At 74.8% G+C, this 19,264-nt stretch carries 21 protein-coding genes; 4 read left to right on the top strand and 17 right to left on the bottom strand.

The window, feature by feature from the left end; translation table 11 throughout:
* Window positions 1-98 precede the first annotated feature (98 nt).
* The 8 genes from ACFVQZ_RS33920 to ACFVQZ_RS33885 all read right to left on the bottom strand — a co-directional run bounded on the left by ACFVQZ_RS33920 (window position 99) and on the right by ACFVQZ_RS33885 (window position 8,503).
* Window positions 99-1,406 (bottom strand): alpha/beta fold hydrolase, encoded by a 1,308-nt coding sequence (locus ACFVQZ_RS33920; protein ID WP_383628627.1) that lies wholly within the window; start codon window positions 1,404-1,406, stop codon window positions 99-101.
* Between the two features lie 167 nt (window positions 1,407-1,573).
* Window positions 1,574-1,972, bottom strand: a complete 399-nt coding sequence (locus tag ACFVQZ_RS33915) for a VOC family protein (RefSeq protein ID WP_383628625.1) — start codon at window positions 1,970-1,972, stop codon at window positions 1,574-1,576.
* A 73-nt stretch (window positions 1,973-2,045) separates the two neighbouring features.
* Window positions 2,046-2,876 carry an ammonia-dependent NAD(+) synthetase gene (gene nadE, locus ACFVQZ_RS33910; RefSeq protein ID WP_383628623.1) on the bottom strand — a complete coding sequence of 277 codons (831 nt, stop codon included), beginning with the start codon at window positions 2,874-2,876 and terminating at the stop codon, window positions 2,046-2,048.
* 176 nt (window positions 2,877-3,052) lie between these two features.
* A complete protein-coding gene (locus ACFVQZ_RS33905; RefSeq protein ID WP_383628621.1) occupies window positions 3,053-5,125 on the bottom strand; it encodes an ATP-binding protein in 2,073 nt (690 codons plus the stop codon).
* Between the two features lie 51 nt (window positions 5,126-5,176).
* Window positions 5,177-6,115, bottom strand: a complete 939-nt coding sequence (locus ACFVQZ_RS33900) for an amino acid ABC transporter permease (RefSeq protein ID WP_383628619.1) — start codon at window positions 6,113-6,115, stop codon at window positions 5,177-5,179.
* Entirely contained in the window at window positions 6,112-6,777 is a 666-nt protein-coding gene (locus ACFVQZ_RS33895) for an ABC transporter permease subunit (protein WP_030497776.1), read from the bottom strand. Before ACFVQZ_RS33895 ends, ACFVQZ_RS33900 begins: the two co-directional genes overlap by 4 nt.
* A 10-nt stretch (window positions 6,778-6,787) precedes the next feature.
* Window positions 6,788-7,630, bottom strand: a complete 843-nt coding sequence (locus tag ACFVQZ_RS33890) for a glutamate ABC transporter substrate-binding protein (RefSeq protein WP_383628617.1) — start codon at window positions 7,628-7,630, stop codon at window positions 6,788-6,790.
* An 18-nt stretch (window positions 7,631-7,648) separates the two neighbouring features.
* Window positions 7,649-8,503, bottom strand: coding sequence for an amino acid ABC transporter ATP-binding protein (locus ACFVQZ_RS33885; protein ID WP_383628615.1), 855 nt, complete (start codon window positions 8,501-8,503; stop codon window positions 7,649-7,651).
* Window positions 8,504-8,682: 179 nt separating this feature from the next.
* On the opposite strand from ACFVQZ_RS33885, the gene ACFVQZ_RS33880 reads away from it, so the two are divergent.
* A complete protein-coding gene (locus ACFVQZ_RS33880; protein ID WP_030497779.1) occupies window positions 8,683-9,141 on the top strand; it encodes a cyclic nucleotide-binding domain-containing protein in 459 nt (152 codons plus the stop codon).
* A gap of 134 nt (window positions 9,142-9,275) precedes the next feature.
* Entirely contained in the window at window positions 9,276-10,637 is a 1,362-nt protein-coding gene (locus ACFVQZ_RS33875) for a carboxyl transferase domain-containing protein (RefSeq protein ID WP_383628612.1), read from the top strand.
* Between the two features lie 102 nt (window positions 10,638-10,739).
* Here the strand turns inward: ACFVQZ_RS33875 and ACFVQZ_RS33870 are convergent, their stop codons facing one another.
* From ACFVQZ_RS33870 to ACFVQZ_RS33860, 3 genes are all read right to left on the bottom strand, one after another.
* Window positions 10,740-11,063 (bottom strand): hypothetical protein, encoded by a 324-nt coding sequence (locus ACFVQZ_RS33870; RefSeq protein ID WP_030497781.1) that lies wholly within the window; start codon window positions 11,061-11,063, stop codon window positions 10,740-10,742.
* A 21-nt stretch (window positions 11,064-11,084) separates the two neighbouring features.
* On the bottom strand, window positions 11,085-11,405 hold the full coding sequence (locus tag ACFVQZ_RS33865) for a DUF3040 domain-containing protein (RefSeq protein ID WP_383628610.1): 321 nt from the start codon (window positions 11,403-11,405) through the stop codon (window positions 11,085-11,087).
* 78 nt (window positions 11,406-11,483) lie between these two features.
* On the bottom strand, window positions 11,484-11,909 hold the full coding sequence (locus tag ACFVQZ_RS33860) for an ATP-binding protein (RefSeq protein ID WP_030497783.1): 426 nt from the start codon (window positions 11,907-11,909) through the stop codon (window positions 11,484-11,486).
* A gap of 193 nt (window positions 11,910-12,102) precedes the next feature.
* On the opposite strand from ACFVQZ_RS33860, the gene ACFVQZ_RS33855 reads away from it, so the two are divergent.
* Window positions 12,103-13,029 (top strand): SigB/SigF/SigG family RNA polymerase sigma factor, encoded by a 927-nt coding sequence (locus ACFVQZ_RS33855; protein ID WP_383628608.1) that lies wholly within the window; start codon window positions 12,103-12,105, stop codon window positions 13,027-13,029.
* Here the strand turns inward: ACFVQZ_RS33855 and ACFVQZ_RS33850 are convergent.
* The 5 genes from ACFVQZ_RS33850 to ACFVQZ_RS33830 all read right to left on the bottom strand — a co-directional run bounded on the left by ACFVQZ_RS33850 (window position 12,977) and on the right by ACFVQZ_RS33830 (window position 16,625).
* Window positions 12,977-13,480, bottom strand: coding sequence for an ATP-binding protein (locus tag ACFVQZ_RS33850; RefSeq protein WP_321193421.1), 504 nt, complete (start codon window positions 13,478-13,480; stop codon window positions 12,977-12,979). The two genes, ACFVQZ_RS33855 and ACFVQZ_RS33850, sit on opposite strands and share 53 nt — an antisense overlap.
* Window positions 13,477-13,899 (bottom strand): STAS domain-containing protein, encoded by a 423-nt coding sequence (locus ACFVQZ_RS33845; RefSeq protein ID WP_036416376.1) that lies wholly within the window; start codon window positions 13,897-13,899, stop codon window positions 13,477-13,479. Before ACFVQZ_RS33845 ends, ACFVQZ_RS33850 begins: the two co-directional genes overlap by 4 nt.
* A gap of 112 nt (window positions 13,900-14,011) precedes the next feature.
* Complete coding sequence (locus ACFVQZ_RS33840) at window positions 14,012-15,178, bottom strand: oxygenase MpaB family protein (RefSeq protein WP_383628605.1); 1,167 nt, start codon at window positions 15,176-15,178, stop codon at window positions 14,012-14,014.
* A gap of 93 nt (window positions 15,179-15,271) precedes the next feature.
* On the bottom strand, window positions 15,272-16,327 hold the full coding sequence (locus tag ACFVQZ_RS33835) for a polyprenyl synthetase family protein (RefSeq protein WP_383628603.1): 1,056 nt from the start codon (window positions 16,325-16,327) through the stop codon (window positions 15,272-15,274).
* Window positions 16,320-16,625 carry a hypothetical protein gene (locus tag ACFVQZ_RS33830; protein ID WP_030497789.1) on the bottom strand — a complete coding sequence of 102 codons (306 nt, stop codon included), beginning with the start codon at window positions 16,623-16,625 and terminating at the stop codon, window positions 16,320-16,322. Before ACFVQZ_RS33830 ends, ACFVQZ_RS33835 begins: the two co-directional genes overlap by 8 nt.
* Before the next feature lie 195 nt (window positions 16,626-16,820).
* Here ACFVQZ_RS33830 and ACFVQZ_RS33825 point away from each other — a divergent pair, with 195 nt between their 5' ends.
* On the top strand, window positions 16,821-17,306 hold the full coding sequence (locus ACFVQZ_RS33825) for a hypothetical protein (protein WP_383628600.1): 486 nt from the start codon (window positions 16,821-16,823) through the stop codon (window positions 17,304-17,306).
* A 38-nt stretch (window positions 17,307-17,344) separates the two neighbouring features.
* Here ACFVQZ_RS33825 and ACFVQZ_RS33820 read toward each other — a convergent pair whose 3' ends face one another.
* On the bottom strand, window positions 17,345-19,165 hold the full coding sequence (locus ACFVQZ_RS33820; protein WP_383628598.1) for a glycosyl hydrolase family 8: 1,821 nt from the start codon (window positions 19,163-19,165) through the stop codon (window positions 17,345-17,347).
* Between the last annotated feature and the right edge of the window lie 99 nt (window positions 19,166-19,264).

The following is a 19,264-nucleotide window of genomic DNA, read 5'->3' as shown; positions in this document are numbered from 1 at the left end:
CGCTTGGACTTTTGGAACAGCGCGCGCCGGGCCCGTCCCGGTGCGCGGGCGTACGGGCTCCGCGCCGGTGGACGTCCGTCGGAGCCCGACAGCGCCCGTCAGAGTTCGCCGCGGGAGAGGGCGAGCAGCCGGTCGAGGACGCGCGGGCCGCCGGCCCGTACCCCGTCGTGCTCGAACTCGTCGGTGACCCAGGTCCGCAGGCCGCGGATCGCGGCGGCCGTCTCCAGCGAGTCGGCGGTGTCCACGTACAGGTCGTCGTGGTAGACGGCGGCGGCCACCGGCACCCGGTTGGCGGCGAGCGCGTCGGGGTCGTACAGCGGCGTCCAGTCGTCGCGCCGGGCGAGGAGTTCGGCGGTCTCGCGCAGCGGGCGCAGGGCCGGGTCGGTGGTGAAGTGCCAGGGGTGGACGGTCTCGCCGGTCAGCAGGACGGGCCGCCCGTCGGCGACGGCCGCGGCGGCGTCGAACTCGGGGAAGCCGGCCCGGACCCGTTCGGCGGCCCAGGCGGTGGGGCCCTGGCCCTGGGCGTAGATGGCCTCGTGGAGGACGGCGTACAGCGGATGTCCGGCGTACGAGAGGTGGGCCTGGACCTGCTCCAGGAAGGCGTCCGCGAGGGTGGGCCCGCCGGGGGTCGACACGAAGGCGCCCTCCAGGAGGTGGTGGAGCTGGTGGGTGCCGTCGCCGGAGCCGAGGAGGATGCCGAGGGACTGGAAGGCCTCGACGGTGAGGAGACCGCCGCCGGGGAGCGTGACCTCGTGCTCCAGCAGGTGGGCGGCGATCGCCCGGACGCGTTCGGCGTCGCGCGGGTAGCGGGCGAAGTGCGCCTCGTTCTTGCGCCGCATCCGCGGGAAGGCGGCGGCGTAGACCTCGTCGGCGGTGGCGTCGAGGGACGGCAGGCCGCCGGTGATCAGGACCCGCTCCAGGCCCTGGGGGGCGGTGGAGAGGTAGTGGACGGCGCAGAAGCCGCCGAAGCTCTGGCCGAGGACGGTCCAGGGCGCGCCGCCGGTGAGCCGGCGGCGGATCAGCTCCGCGTCCTTGACGATCGCGTCGGCGCGGAAGTGCGTGAGGTAGTCGGCCTGGGCGGCGGCGTCGCCGCGCAGCGGGAGGGTCTGGCGGTTGGCGGGGGTGGAGCGGCCGGTGCCGCGCTGGTCCAGCAGCAGCACCCGGAACTCGCGGACGGCGCGCCCGATCCACGCCTGGGTGCCGATGAAGCGGCGGGCGCCGAAGCCGGGCCCGCCCTCCAGGTAGAGCAGCCAGGGGCGGCGGTCGCGCTCGGCGTCGCTCAGTCCGGCGGCGGCGATCTCGCGCCCGTAGACCTCGATCTGCTCGCCGTCGGGGCGGGCGTGGTCGAGGGGGACGGGGAAGTGGTGGTCGGTGACGACGACGCCGGGCTGGCGGTAGGTGGTCAAGGGTGCTGCTCCTGCTCCTGCTGTTCCGACTCCGGGCTCCCCCGCCCGCCCAGTGGATCACAGCCGCCCCCGGACCGCCCGCACCGGGGGCGCGGAGCCGGGCGCGAACGTCGGAGACGTCACCGTCCCTGCGTCACCGTCCCTGCGTCACCGTCCCTGCGGAACCGTCACCGTTCCTGCGAGACCGCGATGACGTTGCCGGCCGGGTCGGTGAACCAGGCGATGCCCGCCGGTCCCGGCTCGCCGTCGCCGGGGCGGACGACGCCCTTCTCGTCGGCGTCGAAGGCGGGGTAGCGCTGGAACTCGGCGCCGCGGGCGAGCAGGTCGTCGACGGCCCGGTCGATGTCGTCGACCTGGAAGTTGAGGATCGTGAAGGAGGCGGGGGTGTGGTCCTCCTTGGGGTAGACGAAGACCCGGGCCCCGCCCGGCAGGGTCAGGAACAGCATCCGCATGTCCCCGGTCCCCGTGTCCTCCACGGTCAGGCCGAGCGTGTCGCCGTAGAAGCGCCGGGCGGCGTCCAGGTCGTCCACCGAGAAGCTGCTGTACGCCGTCGTCTCGCCGAACATGGTGTGCTCCCTTCCGGGGCCCCTGGTCCGGGGCGCCCACCCTTCCAGGATCCGCCCGTCCGGCGCGGCGCGCTCAGGGCGCGACCGGCAGCTGCCGCTTGTGCTCCGTGAGGTCGTAGCGGCGGACGATCGCCGCGTGGGCGGCCTCGCCGACCGGCTTGCCCTCCAGGAAGTCGTCGATCTCGTCGTACGTGACGCCGAGCGCGTCCTCGTCGGGCTTGCCGGGGTCCAGGGTCTCCAGGTCGGCGGTCGGGACCTTCCAGACCAGCTCCGCCGGGGCGCCGAGCTCGGCGGCGACGGCGCGCACGCGCCGCTTGGTGAGGCCGGTGAGCGGGACGAGGTCGGCGGCGCCGTCGCCGAACTTGGTGAAGAAGCCGGAAACGGCCTCGGCGGCGTGGTCGGTGCCGACGACGAGGCCGTCGTGGGCGCCGGCGACCGCGTACTGGGCGATCATGCGCTGGCGGGCCTTGATGTTGCCGTGCACGAAGTCCTGGTGGTGGGCGTCGCGGAAGGCGACCCCGCCGGCCACGCAGGCGTCGAGGGCGGCGTCGCTGGCCGGCTTGATGTCGACGGTGAGGACGTGGTCGGCGCGGATGAAGCCGAGGGCGGTCTGCGCGTCCCGCTCGTCGGCCTGGACGCCGTAGGGCAGCCGCATGGCGTAGAAGGCGGCCTCGTGGCCGGCGGCGCGGGCGCGCTCGACGGCGAGCTGGCAGAGCCGGCCGGCGGTGGTGGAGTCGACGCCGCCGCTGATGCCGAGGACGAGCGAGCGCAGCCCGGTGCTGGTGAGTCGCTCGGCCAGGAAGGCCACCCGGCGCTCGATCTCCGCGGCCGGGTCGAAGGCCGCGGAGACGTGCAGCTCCCGGGCGATCAGCTGCTGTCGGTCGGTGGGCGCCGGGTCGGTCACGGAAGACTCCTCGTCGGGACGGGTACGGGTGACGGTTCCGACTCTACGGGGTCCCCGGCACACCGGGCCGCCCCGGCTCCGGGGCGCACGACACCTCGACGCGCTGGACGGCCTCGGCGGCGGTCCGGGCGGCGTGGCCGTGGGAGGGGGAGGCGCCGGCCGGGGGCCGGTGAGGGTCAGCCGGGGCCGAGGGCCCGGTCGAGGCCGGTCTGGGGGAGGTCGGTGAGGGCGCGGAGGAAGATCTCCTCGTAGGCGGGTGCGCCGAGGGTGGCGCGGGCGCCGGCGGTGTAGTGGGCGTGGAGGGCGCGCAGGCCGGGGAGGCCGCGGCGGGGCTGGCCGGTGGCGCGCCAGTACGCCTCGCCGGTGCCGGAGACGTCGGCGGCGCGGGCGCCGTCGCCGGCGGCGGCGTGGGCGGTGGCGAGGACGTCGAGGCCGAGGGCGACGCCGAGGCCGGCGCCGAGGGCGCGGGTGCCGGCGAGCATGGCGCGGGCGTGGTCGGCGGCGGCGGCCGGTTCGCCCTCCAGGAGGGCGGTGAGGGCGAGCTGGTACTCGAGGGCGGTGCGGGTCCAGTGTTCGTCGAGGGTGTCGCAGAGGGCGCGCAGGGCGAGGGCTTCGGGGCGGGCCTCGGCGAGCCGGCCGAGGCCGGTGAGGGCGAAGACGCGGACGAGGTGGCAGCGGAGGGCGGCGGCGGAGTCGGCGGGACGGCCGCGTGCCGAGGCGAGGACGTGGTCGACGACGACGAGGGCGGCCCGGGCGCGGCCGGTGCTGAGGGCGAGCAGGCCGGCGAGGGCGGCGGCGTCGAGGGTGAGTTGACCGGGGCCGTACGGCTCCGAGGACGTGCGGGGCCGCTCGGGCGGGTGCTCGGTGTGGCGGGCCTCGCGGGCGCAGCGTTCGCTGACGTCCTGGGCGGGGCCGAGGTCGCCCTGGAGGACGAGGGTGACGCCGAGGGCCCACAGGGCGCGGGTGCGGACCCGGCCGCGGGCGGCGCTGAGGAGGAGGGCCTGTTCGAGGCCGTCGCGGGCCTCGCGGAGCCGGCCGCGGCAGGACCAGGCGAAGGCGACGGAGCCGACGAGGTCGAGGGCGGCGTCGGGGTCGGTGCGCAGCAGGTGGTCGAGGGCCGTGCGCAGGTCGGTGTGGTGGGTGTCGACGGCGCGGTACCAGTGGAGCTGGCGGCTGCCGTGCCAGGCGGCGGGGCCCTGGGCGGCGAGGGCGTGGAAGTGGGCGGCGTGGCGGCCGGCGACGGTGGCGGTCTCGCCGAGCCGGTCCAGCCAGCCGGCGCCGTACTCGCGGATGGTGTCGAGGAGGCGGTGGCGTCCGGCGGGGTCGGCGGGGCGGACGACGGAGGCGCGGACGAGTCCGTCGAGGGCGGTGGGCAGGGTGGCGTCGGTGAGGGGGCCGCCGGTGCAGACGGCGGTGGCGCCGGCGAGGTCGAAGGGGCCGCGGAAGACGGAGAGGCGGGCCCACAGGAGGCGTTCGAGGGGGTCGGCGAGTTCGTGGCTCCAGCCGATGGCGGCGCGCAGCGTCTGGTGGCGGGCGGGCCAGACGCGTTCCGGGTGGGTGAGGAGGTCGAAGCGGGCGTCGGGGGGTGCGGTGAGGCGGCTGCCGAGCTGGTCGCGGACGGCTTCGGCGCCCTGGAGCCGGATCTGGGCGGCGGCGAGCTCCAGGGCGAGGGGTATGCCTTCGAGGCGGACGCAGATCTCGGCGGCGGGGCCGGCGGCGGGGAGGTCCTGGCCGGTGGCGGTGCGCAGGAGGGTGAGGGCGTCGTCGCCGGTGGGCGGGAGGGGGTCGAGGGCGAGGGTGTGTTCGCCGGGGACGCCGAGGGGGCGGCGGGAGGTGGCGAGGACGGTGAGGCCGGGGGCGGCGTCGAGGAGTTCGGCGACGAGCCGGCCGCAGGCGTCGGCGAGGTGGTCGCAGCAGTCGAGGACGAGGAGGAGCCGGGTGCCGGCGAGGCGGCGGCGCAGGGCGCCGGTGTCGGTGCCGGGGGTGTGGTCGGCGAGGTCGACGGAGTCGGCGACGAGGGCGACGAGGAGCCGTTCGCCGTCGAGCTGGCCGAGGTCGGCCCACCAGGCGCCGTCGGGGTGGCGGTGGCGGACGCGGTGGGCGGCGCGCAGCGCGAGCCGGGTCTTGCCGACCCCGCCGACGCCGGTCACGGTGACGAGGCGGTGCTCCGCCAGCGCGGCGGTGAGGCGCTTCAGTTCCGTGCGGCGGCCGGTGAAACCCGGGTTCTCGTCCGGTAGGTGTCCACGCACGGGAGCAGTGTCCTACATGTCCGCGCGGAAAGCTCGGGTGGAATCGGTTCGTTACGGTTCGCGGGCGCCGGGTGCGGGCGGCGCGGGGGGTTCGCCGGGGGCGTTGAGGTCGTCGACGGCTTCGGCGGTGACGACGGCGCCGGTGGAGCGCCGGCCGCGGCGCAGCCGGCGTTCGAGCCGGGACGCGAGGGTGGTGAGGGCGAGGTTGAGGAGGACGAAGAGGACGGCAACGACGGTGAAGCAGGCGATGGTGTTGGCGCCGTAGTTGGCGCTCATGGGGCGGACGGAGGCGAGGAGTTCGGCGAAGCCGAGCATGGCGCCGCCGAGGGCGGTGTCCTTGACGATGACGACGAGCTGGCTGACGAGGGCGGGCAGCATGGCGGTGACGGCCTGGGGCAGCAGGACGTGCGCCATCGTCTGGCCCTTGCGCATGCCGATGGCCTGGGCGGCGTCGGTCTGTCCGGCGGGGAGGGCGAGGATGCCGGCGCGGACGACTTCGGCGAGGACGGAGGCGTTGTAGAGGACGAGGCCGGTGACGACCGCGTACAGGGGGCGGGTCTCGGGGCTGATGGCGGTGAACTCGGCGTAGGCGGCGTTGGCGAAGAGCATGAGGATGAGGACGGGGATCGCGCGGAAGAACTCGACGACCGTGCCGGCGCCGGCGCGGACGGCGCGGTGGTCGGAGAGGCGGGCGATGCCGAGGAGGGCGCCGAGCGGCAGGGCGAGGACCATGGCGAGGGCGGCGGCGACGACGGTGTTCCGCAGGGCGGGCAGGAGGTACGTCCGCCAGATCCGGCCGTCGGTGAGGAACGGCTCCCATTTGGCCGCCTCCAGCTGGTTCTTGGCGTCGAGTCCGGCGATCACCCAGCGGACGAGGGCGGCGAGGGCGGCGAGGAAGAGCAGGGTCCACAGCAGGTTGCGGCGGCGGGCGCGGGGTCCGGGGACGTCGTAGAGGACGGTGGCGGACGCGTCCTCGGGGCGGCGCCTCACCGTTTGACCGCCACTTTCCTGGCGAGCCGGCCGAGGAGCAGGCCGGTGGGGAGGGTGAGGCAGAGGAAGCCGAAGGCGAAGATCGCGGAGATGAGGATGAGCTGGGCTTCGTTCTCGATCATCTCGCGCATGAGCAGGGCGGCTTCGGCGACGCCGATGGCGGCGGCGACGGTGGTGTTCTTGGTGAGGGCGATGAGGACGTTGGTGAGGGGGCCGACGACGGACCGGAACGCCTGCGGGAGCACGATGATCCGCAGGACCTGGGGGAAGCTGAGGCCGATGGCGCGGGCGGCCTCGACCTGGCCGAGGGGGACGGTGTTGATGCCGGAGCGCAGGGCCTCGCAGACGAAGGCGCTGGTGTAGGCGGCGAGTCCGAGGACAGCGAGCCGGAAGTTGATGGTGGTGAAGCGGTCGGCGCCGAGGCTGACGCCGAGGGTCTGGAAGAGGCCGAGGGAGGTGAAGACGATGATGACGGTGAGGGGGATGTTGCGGACGACGGTGACGTAGGCGGTGCCGAAGCCGCGCATGAGGGGGACGGGGCCGACGCGCATGGCGGCGAGCAGCGTCCCCCACACGAGGGAGCCGAGGGCGGACCAGAAGGTGAGCTGGACGGTCACCCAGAAGGCGCCCAGGAGGTCGTAGCCTTCGAGGAAGTCAAACACGGCGGCCGGCTCAGTCGACGATCACGCCGATCTTCGGGGCGGGTTCGTTCTGGTAGTTCGCCGGCCCGAAGTTCTTCTTGACGGCGTCGTCCCAGGCGCCGTCGGCGACCATCTTCTCCAGCGCCTTGTCGATCTTCCCCTTGAGGTCGCTGCCCTTCTGGACGCCGATGCCGTAGTTCTCGTTGCTGAGTTCGAAGCCGCCGAGCTTGAACTTGCCCTTGAACTGCTCCTGGGCGGCGTAGCCGGCGAGGATGGAGTCGTCGGTGGTGAGGGCGTCGATGACGCCGTTCTCCAGGCCGGTCAGGCACTCGGAGTAGCCGCCGTACTCCTGGAGCTGGGCGTCGGGGGCGATCTCGTCCTTGACGTTCTGCGCGGAGGTGGAGCCGGTGACGGAGCACAGGCGCTTGTCGTTGAGGTCGGACGGCTTCTTGATGGAGTCGTCGTCGGCGCGGATCAGCACGTCCTGGTGGGCGAGGAGGTAGGGGCCGGCGAAGTCGACCTTCTCGGCCCGCTCGTCGTTGATCGAGTACGAGGCGGCGATGAAGTCGACGTCGCCGCGCTGGAGCATGGTCTCGCGGTCGGCGCTCTTCGCCTCCTTCCACACGATCTCGTCGGGTTCGTGGCCGAGTTGCTTCGCGATGTAGGTGGCGACGTCCACGTCGAAGCCGGTGTACGTGCCGTCGGGGGTCTTCAGGCCGATGCCGGGCTGGTCGAACTTGATGCCGATGGTGATCCGGTCGTCGCCGGAGTGGTCGGCGGGCGCCGCGCCGTGGGCGAGCGACGCGGTGCCGAGGGCGAGCACGACGGCCGTGGCGGAGGCGAGGACGGTGCGGGTGGTCCGGTGCGGGTTCATGTGATCACCCCGGGGGGCTCAGTGGTGGAGGATCTTGGAGAGGAAGTCGCGGGCGCGGGCGGTGCGGGGGGCGCCGAAGAACGCGTCGGGGGTGGCCTCCTCGACGATCCGCCCGTCGGCCATGAAGACGACCCGATGGGCGGCGGAGCGGGCGAACCCCATCTCGTGGGTGACGACGACCATGGTCATGCCGGACTCGGCGAGCTGCCGCATGACCTCCAGGACCTCGTTGATCATCTCGGGGTCCAGGGCGGAGGTCGGCTCGTCGAAGAGCATCACCTTCGGGTCCATGGCGAGGGCCCGGGCGATGGCGACCCGCTGCTGCTGGCCGCCGGAGAGCTGGGCGGGGTACTTGTCGGCCTGGGCGGCGACGCCGACCCGTTCGAGGAGGGCGCGGGCGCGTTCCTCGGCGGCCCCGCGGTCCTTCTTGCGGACCTTGATCTGGCCGAGGGTGACGTTGTCCAGGACGGTCTTGTGGGCGAAGAGGTTGAAGGACTGGAAGACCATGCCGACGTCGGCGCGGAGCCGGGCGAGTTCCCGGCCCTCGGCGGGCAGCGGGCGTCCGTCGACGCGGATCTCGCCGCTGTCGATGGTCTCCAGCCGGTTGATCGCCCGGCAGAGCGTGGACTTCCCGGACCCGGAGGGGCCGATCACGACGACGACCTCGCCGCGCCGGATGGTGAGGTCGATCGACCGGAGGACGTGGAGCGACCCGAAGTGCTTGTCGACGCCGCGGAGCACGACGAGCGCGTCGCCGTCGCCGTCACCGGACGCGGAAGCGGTGCCGGAGCCGGCGGCGTCGTCGGGGGCGGCGGGCGGCGCGCCGCGTCCGGGGCCCGGGGGCCTCGCGGCGGGGTCTTCCGGGACGGGCATGCCGGCCTCCTGGCTCGCGCCCCCACCTGCCGTTTCCTCCTCGGTCTCATGCTCCGCCCTGCTCCGTCCGGGCGCACGCCGGGGCGGAGGGCGGCGGGGCCGCGCGCCGCCGCCTGCGGTCCGGGCGCGGTGGGCGGAGACTGGAACCGGAGCCGTACGCGCGACGAGGAGGGCCCGCCATGAGGAGTGCCGCACCCAAGGTCAGTACGCTGCCGGCGGAGCACCGCGAGCGGCTGATGGCCTTCGCCGAGGACGTGTACTTCGAGTCCGGGGACCGGCTCTTCGAGGAGCAGCAGCACGCGGAGCGGTTCTGGATCGTGAAGACGGGCGCCGTGCAGCTGGACGCCAAGGTGCCGGGGCGGGGCGCGCCGGTGATCGAGACGCTGCGCCACGGGGAGCTGGTGGGCTTGTCCTGGCTGTACCCGCCGTACCTGTGCCAGTCGGGCGCGGAGGCGATGACGCCGGTCCGGGCGCACGAGTTCGACGCGACGGCGGTGCGGGCGATGTGCCACACGGACCGGGAGTTCGGGTCGGCGGTGTACTTCTGGGTGGGGTCGATCCTGGCGCACCGGCTGCAGGTGACCCGGGTCCGGCTGCTCGACCTGTACGCGCCGCACGGCAGCGGCATCATGTCCTGAAAGACGCGGCGGAGCAGGGGCGTTGACCGGCCCTCCGTCCCGGGGTGATCTTCGCCGCACCGGGGCCGGGGGCCGGTCCGGGGCGTGCGGGGCGGCGGTACGGTGGCGGCCCTGGCGACGGGCGGGAGGCCCCGATGACAGCACCGGCGAACGCGCGCGAGGCCCTGGCCCTCGTCACCGACGACTTCACCGAACTCCCCCGCCCCGCGGCCCCGTCCGGCGGCGACGGGCCGCTGGGCTGGCCCGGCTACGGCCGGGCCCGGGCCGATGCCGCCGCCCGCTCGGGCGCGCCCGAGTCGGTGGTGTGCGGCACCGGCACGGTCGGCGGTACGCGGACGGTGCTGGTCTCCTTCGAGTTCGGCTTCCTGGGCGGCTCCATCGGCGAGGACACCGGCGCCGCGGTCGCCGCCGCGCACGCGCACGCCCGGGCGCACCAGCTGCCGGTGACCGTGCTCCTGGCGACGGGCGGCAGCCGGATGCAGGAGGGGATGCGGGCTCTGGTCCAGCTCCAGCGGCTGGCCGGGGAGTCGGCGCGCACCCGGGCGGCCGGCCTGCCGCAGCTTGCGGTGCTCCGCGATCCGGTGACCGGCGGCGGGTGGGCGACGCTCGGGGCGGGCGCGGACGTGGTCCTCGCGCTGCCGGGCGCGCAGGTCGGCTTCGCCGGGGCCCGGGTGCGGCCGGCGGGCGCCGACCCGGCGGCGTACACGGCGGAGTCGCAGCTCGCGCACGGGCACGTCGACGCGGTGGTGCCGCCCGGGGAGCTGCGGGCGGTGCTGGGCTGCTGGCTGTCGCTGCTCACCCGCCCCGCCGGGGGCCCGGTGCCGCCGCCGTACGCGCTCGGCGGGACGGAGCCGGCGGGCAGCGGGCGGGAGGCGGTGGCGCGGGCGCGCCGCCCGGAGCGGCCCCGCGCGGACCGATATCTCGCCGCGGTGTTCACCGAGCGGGCGGAGCTCTCCGGCGACCGTGCGGGCGGCACCGATCCGGGGATGCGGTGCGGCTTCGGCCGGCTGCCGGACGGGCGGACGGCGGCGTACGCGGCGCAGTGCGGGACGGCGACCCGGCCGGCCGGGTTCCGTACCGCCGCCCGGCTGGTGCGGCTGGCGGGCCGGCTCGGGATCCCGGTGCTGACCCTGATCGACACGCCGGGGGCCGCCAACGACGCGGCGGCGGAGCGGGCGGGCGCGGGGCCGGCGATCGCGGAGCTGTTCGGGGCGGTCGCGGAGGCGCCGGTGCCGGTCACCGCCCTGCTGATCGGCGAGGGCGGTTCGGGGGGCGCGCTGGCGCTGGCGGCGCCGGACCGGACGTGGGCGACGCCGGACGCGTACTTCTCGGTGATCGCGCCGGAGCTCGCTGCCGCGATCCTGAAGCGGCCGCCGGAGGAGGCGGACGCCCTGGCCGACCGGCTGCGGCTGCGCCCGGCGGACCTGGTGGAGCTGGGGGTGGTGCGGGGCGTGGTCGGCGCGCGGCCGGCGGAGCCGCCCGGCGGGGGGCGCTGACGCCGGGCAGGGGCGGGCCCCGGCGGTCCGGTGGGCTGGGACCGGGACTCCGGGGCCCTCAGTGGTGCGTGTGATCGGTGTGGTCAGGGGGTCCGGCGCGGCTCAGTGTCCGAGGTTCTTCTTCAGCTCGGCCTTGTTCATCTGGGACCTGCCGTGCAGGTTCCGGCGCTGGGCCTCCGCGTAGAGCTGGTCGTAGGTGGGTCCCTCGGAGCCGCTGTGCGAGCGCTTCCCGCCGCGCCGTGAAGACGACATGTCCTGGGTCGAGCTCTTGCTCGCCGTCTTCGACTCGCCCGCGCGGGCCCGTTCCTTGTTGACGGTGCGGGCGGCGATCTCCTTGGCGCGCTTCTCGCTCTCGCCGCGGTCCAGCGCGCTGTCCTTGATGTGCTCGTACTGCCGCTCGCGCTTGGCGTTCGATCCGCGGGGCATCGTGGGCTCCTCTCGTGGGTGTCAGTACTCGGGCCGGTCGCCGCCCGCGTGCCGCCGGGTCCAGCGGACCACCATGCGCAGCAGCACGATCAGCGTCACCACCCAGACGGCGGCGAAGCCCCAGGTCAGGGCCGGGCTGGAGGTCGCCGCCGCGAGGACCAGCAGCGCCAGCGTCGCGGCGGCCAGCATCAGGGCGCCGAGGCGGGGGAGCCGGGGCCGGGGGACGCGGAGGGAGGGGCGCCGGCCGGCCATCCGCCGGGCGAGGCCGTCGTCGGCGCTCAGCTGCTCCTCGATCTCGGCCAGCACGCGCCGCTCGTACGCGGAGAGCCGGGCCTCTTCCATCGCGGGCACCTCCTCCGGTCCTGGTCCCCCACCGGCGGCGGGGTCGTACGATGCGGCGGCTACCCGCTCCGGGCGCCTTCAGACAACCGGACCGCCGCCGTCGTGGTCCTGCGGGAACGGAACCTCGCACCAGACGGTCCGGCCGCGCCCGCGCGGCACCGAGCCCCAGGCGGCGGCGAGCCGCTGGACCAGGTAGACGCACTGCTCGGACGGCCGGCCCGGGTGGTGCCGGTCCTGGGGCAGGGGGCGCCCCGGGGCGGTGTCGCTGAGCTGGAGCCACACGCCGTCGACGGAACGGTCGAGGCGGAGCTCGTACGGGGTCCCCCCGCGCCGCACCGCGTGGGCGACGAGTTCCGTGGCCAGGAGGAGCACGTCCGCGGCGGCGGTCCGCGCCGCCGGGGAGAGCGGTCCGTACCAGTCCGCCAGCGCCTGGGCGGAGAGGTCGCGGACGAGACCGGCCGTGCCCGGACCTCCGCCGAGCGCGTACCGCCGGGTGCGCGCCACCGCGCGCCGACTCCTCGCAGCTTCCGCCATGGTGCGCGCCTGACCGTGACCAAGGAGGTCAAAACATCCGAAATGGGTGAAAATCACTTCAGGAGGGAATCCTCTTCACGAGGACGTTCCACCGACGGACCGCGACACCCGTCCTCCTTCCGATGACGGGGCCGGCCCACCGGAACCGTCGATAGGAAGACCGATGACCATCGCCAGAGCCACCCACGCACCGTCGGCGCGCGGCCGCGACGACGGTCGTCCGCCCGCGGCGACCGTCCGGCGCCGGGCCCTCGGGGGCATGTCGGAGCCCGAGAACCCCACGGCCGCGACGACCGACGACGCCCGGACGCTGTCCATGGCCCTCTTCCAGCGGCTCCGCGCCCTCGCCGAGGGCACGCCGGAGCACGCGTACGTCCGCAACACGCTGGTGGAGCTCAACCTGAGCCTGGTCAAGTTCGCCGCACGGCGCTTCCGCGGTCGGCCCGAGCCCACCGAGGACATCGTGCAGGTCGGCACGATCGGGCTGATCAAGGCGATCGACCGGTTCGACCCGGAGCGCGGGGTCGAGTTCTCCGCCTTCGCGCTGCCCACCATCGTCGGCGAGATGAAACGGTTCTTCCGCGACACCGGCTGGGCGGTCCGGGTGCCGCGCCGCCTCCAGGAGCTGCGCATCGACCTCGCCAAGGCATCCGACGAGCTGGAGCAGCGGGACGGCCACCGGCCCGACCGGGCGGAGCTGGCCGAGCGGCTGCACCTGACGCCGGACGAGGTCGCCGAGGGCGAGCTGGCCGCCAACGCCTACACGGCCCACTCGCTCGACGCCCCCGTCGGCGAGGACGACTCCGACCGCGCCCCGCAGGGCACCGCGGGCCGGCGCACCGCCGTCGAGGAACCCGCCTACGAGCTGATCGACGACCTGGACTCGCTGCGCCCGCTGCTGGCCCGGCTCGACGAGCGGGACCGGCTGATCCTGTCGCTGCGCTTCGGCGAGGAGCTGACCCAGGCGGAGATCGGCGCCCGCATCGGCCTCTCCCAGATGCACGTGTCGCGGCTGCTGGCGCGGATCCTCGGCGAGCTCAGGAGCGGTCTGCTGGAGGACGACGCCACGGAGGACCGGACGGCCTGCTGACCTCCAGCCACACCACCTTCCCCGGGGCCCCCGGGCCCCGGGGCGTCGAGCCCCAGTCGCTCGCCAGCCGGTCGAGGACCATCAGCCCGTGGCCGCCCGGCAGCGAGGGCGAGCGCGGCGCCATCCGGCGCGGGGGTTCGGGGCTCCGGTCGGCGACCTCCACCCGCAGCAGCCCGTCGGTGTGGCGCAGGACGAACTCCTCCGGCCCCCCGCCGTGCAGACACGCGTTGGTGACCACCTCGGAGACCAGCAGCAGCACGTCCTCGACGCGCTCCCGCCCGAGGGCGCTCTCGGCCGGGATCCAGCCCCAGTCGGCGAGCGCCTTCGCGGTGAAGTCACGGCAGCGGGAGACCGCGCCCGCGCTCTCGCGCAGCAGGAGTCTGCGGGTCTGCGCGGGTGTTCCGCCGTCCTCGGTCATCTCGCCCTCCCGCACGGCCGGAGGGCCCGTCACGCCCGGTCCCCGGGACGGGCGCCGCCCGTCCCGTCGGCGGCCAGGGCGGCGCCCACGTCCTCGTACACCTGGAAGACGCGGAACGCCCCGGTGATCTCGAACATGCGGCTGACGGGAGGTCTCAGTCCGGCCAGGTCCAGTCGCGCCCCGGCGTCCAGGGCCCGGGAGCGGGCCCTGAGCAGCAGGTTGAGGCCGGTGGAGTCGCAGAAGTCCAGCCCGGCGCAGTCGACCACGATCCGGGCCGCGTCCTCGTGCTTCTCCAGGGCGGTGCGCAGGGGTTCGACCGTGTCGTGGTCCAGTTCGCCGAGCGGGACGACCACGACGGTGTCGCTCCCCCACGCGGACCGGACGTCGACCGTGAACCGGACCCGACGGGCGCTCGGCGGCTCCCCGCCGAACCCACTCCGCTCGCTGTCCATGCACGCCTCACCTTCACCGGGTGCATCCATTTTCTTCCATTTCCGGACGGCGTGCGAGGAGAACCGTCCCCCTCATGGCGCCGGGCGGTCGCCGTGCCGTGCGCCGTCCGGGTCAGAGCGCGGGCGGCGGCGGGGTCCAGCGGCTCTTCCGGGACACGCCCGTGTCGACGCCGTACTCCTTCCTCAGGTGCTCGGGGATGGCGTAGTGCATCACGCGGCCCCGGGTGAGCGTGGACAGCTCGAAGACCGACGTGAGGTGGCCGAGCCGGTCGAGCGCCCAGGCGGCGAACGGCGAGGCGTCCTCCACCGACTCCAGGACGCCCAGCAGCGCGGGCACGGCCTTCACGGCCGTGTCCCAGCGGCTGCGGGGCACGCCGAGCCAGTCGCCGCAGGTGTCGCCGACGAGGTGCCGGATGAGGGCGGAGACGACCGGGTCGAAGAAGGTGCCGGGGACGACCTCCTCGTACAGGTCGATCAGCTGGCGGGTGAGCACCACCCCCTCCTCGGAGGGGCCCATGTACCGCAGCAGGTACAGGTCGAGGTAGCGGCGCGCCTCGTCGAGCGTCTTCGGCACGGCCTCCTGGTCGACGCCGAGCATCGCGCCGACGACCCGCCAGGCGTAGTAGTACGCCTCCGCGCCCTCGGTGGACATGTGGATGCCGAGCCGGTGGAGGCTGTCCAGCACGAGCATCGAGAAGAACATCTGCCCGCCGATCATGTCCTCCTGGCAGATGGGCACGCCGTCGGCGGCGGTGTCCCAGCGGTCGGAGCGGATCAGGTGGTGGCGGATGGAGGCGTGCAGGAGGCGGACCTTCTGGGCGGCGGGGACGAACCGTCCGCCGGCCTCGAAGGCGTCGGGCCGAATGAGGTAGACGGTGAACTGGCCGGTCTCGGCCATCCGCTTGCTCGGGTAGCGCAGGCCGTGGGTGGCGGAGAGCAGCCGGGCCACGCGCGGGACGACGTAGCAGGCGGGCATGGCGGCGAAGGAGAGGGCGGTGTTGATGTGGACGTTGTTGTCGGTGAAGAAGAGCCGGGCCTTCTCCATCTCGTTCCAGTCCACCCAGGCGGGCGGGACGGCGGTGGCCTCCAGGTACTCGCGGGCCACCTCGGGGAGGCCGGCGGGCAGCTCCTGGCCGGAGACCGAGACGTACCGCATGAGGGAGTTGAAGAGGCCGACCTCGCCGCGCTCGAAGAGGGTCGCGACGACCGCGTCGGCGAGCTCGTCGCCGCTGTGGCGCAGGGCGTCGAGGGACGCCTCGGTGGGCGTGGTGGTGGTCACGGGTGCGCTCCAGGGTCGGGTGGGGTGGGTGCGGGGGCGGTCGGGGGCGGTGCCGGGTGGGGTGGCGTGGGGTGAGCCAGGCGGGGCCGGCGTTCAGTGGTGGCGGACGGCGGCGCGGTGGGCCAGGTCGGTGAGGGCGCGGCGGGCGGGGCCGGGCAGGTCGAGCTCGTCCAGGGCGCGGACGGCCTCCTCGACGCGGCCGGCGATCATCCGCTCGACGCGGGCGGGCGCGCCGAGTTCGGCCATGAGGGCGCGGACCTCCCGCAGCGCGTCGTCGTCGGGCGGCGCGTCGTCGGCGAGGGTCCGGCGCAGCAGCTCGCGCTGGGCGGGGCCGGCGGCGCTCCAGGTCTCGGCGAGCAGCACGGTGGGCCGGGCGGTGCGGAGGTCGTCGAGCGGGGCCTTGCCGGTGCGGGCCGGGTCGCCGAAGAGGCCGAGCAGGTCGTCGCGGAGCTGGAACGCCTCGCCGAGCGGCAGTCCGTACCGGGACAGTCCCTCGCGCAGCGCGGCGGGGGCGCCGGCGAGCAGGGCACCGAGGAGGACGGGCTGTTCGACGGTGTACTTGGCGGTCTTGTAGCGGACGACCTTGAGGGAGGTGCCGGTGTCGGGGAGGCCGCCGGTGTGCAGGATCTCCAGCGCTTCGCCGGCGACGAGTTCGCGGGCGAGGGCGGCCCACAGCGGGCGGCCCCGGGAGAGGTACGCGGCGGGCAGCCCGGACTCGGTGTAGAGGCGGCCCGCGAGGGCCATCAGGTGGTCGCCGAGGAGCAGCGCGAGCGCGCGGGCCGCCGCGCGGGGGCGCCGGCGGGGGTGCGGCAGGGCGGCGAAGGCGTGGTGGGCGGTGGGGCGGCCGTGCCGGAGCGGACTGTCGTCGATGAGGTCGTCGTGGACGACGGCGGCGGCGTGCACCAGTTCCATGGCGGCGGCGGCCCGCATCAGGGCGTCGCTGTCGGGCTGTCCGGCGGCGCGCCAGCCCCAGTAGCAGAAGGCGGCGCGGAGCCGTTTGCCGTGCCGGGCGGTGGCGCGCAGGGCCGCGGCGAGCGGGTCGAGGGCGTCGTCGACGGCGAGGAGTTCCCGGGCCTCCTCGTCGAGGAAGCCGGCGAGGACGGTGTCCGTGCGGGTCTTGAACGCCTCCGGCGCCCAGACGTCACTCATCGCCGGTCGCCGCGGCGGCGGCCCGGCGGGCGGCGGCTTCGCGGGCCAGGACCTCCATGTGGGCGAGGCCGCCGGTGCCGTCCCCGCTCGGGGTGAGCCGGTCGAGGGCGATCCGGCCGCGGGCGCGGAGGTCGGCGGCGGCGTCCTGGGCGATGTCCCCGGCGTCGGCCCGGCCGAGGAGGGAGCGGAGCGTGCCGGCGGCGGTGCCGACGGCTCCGACGACCAGGTCGGCGACTCCGGCGGCGAGCAACAGGGCCTGTCCGTCGGGGCGTTCGCCCCGGTCGGTGCGGTGGGTCATGCCGTCCGGCTCCTGGAGGAAGGGGGGTGGTGGGGCGCCCTGGGGGGACGCGTACCGGGCCAGGATGGACCACGGACGGGGAGGCGCCGGCCGCCCGCTCACTCGTTCAGGTGATCATGGTCGGGAGTTCGAGCCGGGCGGACCGGCGGTGGGGTGGGGTGGAACTTTCCGCGGTGGCCGTGGAGTTGACTTGTCATGACCAGAGGACTCGTGGGCCGGTCGTGGAGTCCGCCGCGGCCCGGCGCGTACCGCCGCGCGCTCGGGGCCGCCGCCGCGGTCTGCGCCGCGGCGTCGCTGGCGGCCGGCTGCCAGGCGGGGCCGGGCCGGATCTGCACGCTGATCGGGGCCGACTCCGGAGTGTCGGTGTCCTGGGACCCCGCGGCCTACCCGGAGGGCGCGCTCTTCCGGCTCTGCGCCAACGACGCGTGCCGGGAGCACGCGTCGCTGCGGGAGGACCCGTTCGGCTCGCTCCAGGTGCCGTTGCCGGAGGAGGACGGGCCCCGGGAGGTGACGGTGCGCCTGGCGGTGACCGACCCGGCCCAGGGCGGCCGGGTGGTCCACGACGGCGGCACACGGGTCACCCTGCGCAAGGTCACCCCGAACGGGGAGGGCTGCGGACCCACCGTCTGGCAGGCGGGGGTCCGCGCCGATCCCCGCCGGGGCGTGGCGCCGGCGGAGTGACGTGACGGGGTCATGTGCTCCGTACGCGGCCGCCGGTGCTACGGGACCCAGTGGTTGCCGGTGACCGTGATCATCACCTGGAGCTGGATGCTGGCGGAGAAGTAGCTGCCGGTGTCGATCGGGGTGGCGAGCATCTTGTTCCACAGCGCGTCGAGCCACGCCTGGCTGCCGGGGTCGGTCATGGCGGCGACGGCGAAGGGCGCGAAGAAGGCGGCTTCGCTGCCGGCGGAGATCTGGGTGCCGTTGAGCTTGTAGCCGATGGCGATCTTGTTCGGGTCGCCTCCGGTCTTGCCCTTGATCCAGCTGTTCATCTTCCGCGCCGCGGCGAGGGACTTGGTGTCGCCGCTGGTGACGGCGTCGTCGCCGATGCGCCAGGGGGTGCGGCAGGCGTTCCACCAGTACTGGCCGTCGTTCGGGTCCTCCAGGACCTGGTTCGGGGCCGGCTTGGGGCTGGTGGCGGTGTCGACGACGAAGTCGGGGAGGAGTCCGGTGGCGGGGGCGTAGCCGGACTGGAGGCCGGCGATCTGCGTCTGGTGGGCGGTGCGGACGGCGTCCCAGGTGGTGTCGCCGGTCGCGGCGCGGAAGGCGCGGAAGTGGTCGACCATCCAGTCCGAGGTGCGGGAGATGTAGTAGTACTGGTCGCCCGCGCTGGACCAGTCGCCGAGCTTGAGCAGCTTGGTGGTCGGGTTCAGCTCGTCCTTCTTGATGGCCGCGATGTGCTTGAGCGCGAGCGCCTTGTAGTCGTACGTGCCGCCGCTGCCCCACTGCTTGTCGGCGAGGAGGAGGCCGTAGGCGACGTCCATGTCGCCGTCGGTGGCGCCGTCCCCGCCGTTGACGCTGCGGCAGTTGACGTCCTGCTCGGCGGCGAGGAGGTCGGGGTTGATGGAGGACGGGTGGTCGAGCTTCCACTTCACCAGGCCGTCGAAGATCTTCTTCGCGTCGGGGTCGGCGCCCGCCATGGTGGCGGTCACGACCATGCCGTAGCCCTGCGCCTCGGCGACGTACGGGTGGTCGGCGTCGGGCGAGATGACCTGGTACCAGCCGTTGCCGCAGTTCTGCCGGACGAAGGCGGACTTCCAGCGCTGGTAGTAGTCGACGACCTTCTGGTCGAGCGCGGCCTGGGTGCCGGAGGGCCGGAGCATGCCGGCCGCGTAGGGCTTGAGGTGGCTGCCGAAGGGGACGGCGGGGCCGGTGCCGCCGCCCGTGCCGGTCGGCGAGCCGTAGACCTGGAACTCCCAGAGCGAGTAGCCGTACGGGGTGCCGCGCACGGTCCCGTACACGCGGACGTACCGGCCGGTGCCGGAGACCGCGAGGTCGTCGACGGCGCCGTCGCCGGTCGTCGTCGTGTAGAGGTCGGTCCAGGTGGTGCCGTCGGCGGAGGTCTGGACGCGGTACGTCTTCGCGTACGCGGCCTCCCAGTCGAGCCGCACCCGGGACAGGGTGTGCTGGGCGCCGAGGTCGACGCGGATCCACTGGGGGTCGACGCCCTCCAGGCTGGCCCAGCGGGTGGCGGTGCTGCCGTCCACGGCGAGGCCGGGGGCGAAGCCGGAGCCCTCCACGGACGAGGAGGTCGCCGGCTTGCCCGCGGAGACGAGGCCGTCGGCGGCCTCGGCGTCGGCTCCGGGCAGGAGGGAGAGCGGCAGGGCCAGCAGGGCGGCGGCGAGCGCGAGCGGGAGGAGGCGGCGGGGGGTGCGGCGGCGCCGGAAGGGGGTGGCGGGGACGGCCGTTGGGGGCCGGCCGGCGCGGTGGGCGGTGGAGTGCGGGGGTGCGGCGTGCGGGGCGGCGGCGTGCGGGGTGACGGGGCTGGGGGTGGCGGTGCTCGGGGTGGCACTTCGCGCGCGGATGGATCGTCGGCGCATGACAACTCCCTTTCTCTTCACGGCCATCGCTCGTTAGGAAACGTTCCTAACCATCGGCGCGCCGAGCGTAGAGAGCGCCGGGGGCCCCGCGCAAGACCT

The sequence above is a fragment of the Streptomyces sp. NPDC057854 genome (genome assembly GCF_042797055.1).
Taxonomy (GTDB): Bacteria; Actinomycetota; Actinomycetes; order Streptomycetales; family Streptomycetaceae; genus Streptomyces.
Note: the sequence above shows the minus strand (reverse complement) of the source record. Positions and strands in the feature narration are given on the sequence as shown.

Coding starts and splice junctions, on each gene's coding strand:
- ACFVQZ_RS33820 (WP_383628598.1), bottom strand. CDS start 19,165: ATGCGCCGACGATCCATCCGCGCGCGAAGTGCCACCCCGAGCACCGCC.
- ACFVQZ_RS33855 (WP_383628608.1), top strand. CDS start 12,103: ATGACCATCGCCAGAGCCACCCACGCACCGTCGGCGCGCGGCCGCGAC.
- ACFVQZ_RS33845 (WP_036416376.1), bottom strand. CDS start 13,899: ATGGACAGCGAGCGGAGTGGGTTCGGCGGGGAGCCGCCGAGCGCCCGT.
- ACFVQZ_RS33830 (WP_030497789.1), bottom strand. CDS start 16,625: ATGACCCACCGCACCGACCGGGGCGAACGCCCCGACGGACAGGCCCTG.
- ACFVQZ_RS33870 (WP_030497781.1), bottom strand. CDS start 11,063: ATGCCCCGCGGATCGAACGCCAAGCGCGAGCGGCAGTACGAGCACATC.
- ACFVQZ_RS33915 (WP_383628625.1), bottom strand. CDS start 1,972: ATGTTCGGCGAGACGACGGCGTACAGCAGCTTCTCGGTGGACGACCTG.
- ACFVQZ_RS33865 (WP_383628610.1), bottom strand. CDS start 11,405: ATGGAAGAGGCCCGGCTCTCCGCGTACGAGCGGCGCGTGCTGGCCGAG.
- ACFVQZ_RS33835 (WP_383628603.1), bottom strand. CDS start 16,327: ATGAGTGACGTCTGGGCGCCGGAGGCGTTCAAGACCCGCACGGACACC.
- ACFVQZ_RS33880 (WP_030497779.1), top strand. CDS start 8,683: ATGAGGAGTGCCGCACCCAAGGTCAGTACGCTGCCGGCGGAGCACCGC.
- ACFVQZ_RS33825 (WP_383628600.1), top strand. CDS start 16,821: ATGACCAGAGGACTCGTGGGCCGGTCGTGGAGTCCGCCGCGGCCCGGC.
- ACFVQZ_RS33875 (WP_383628612.1), top strand. CDS start 9,276: ATGACAGCACCGGCGAACGCGCGCGAGGCCCTGGCCCTCGTCACCGAC.
- ACFVQZ_RS33890 (WP_383628617.1), bottom strand. CDS start 7,630: ATGAACCCGCACCGGACCACCCGCACCGTCCTCGCCTCCGCCACGGCC.
- ACFVQZ_RS33885 (WP_383628615.1), bottom strand. CDS start 8,503: ATGCCCGTCCCGGAAGACCCCGCCGCGAGGCCCCCGGGCCCCGGACGC.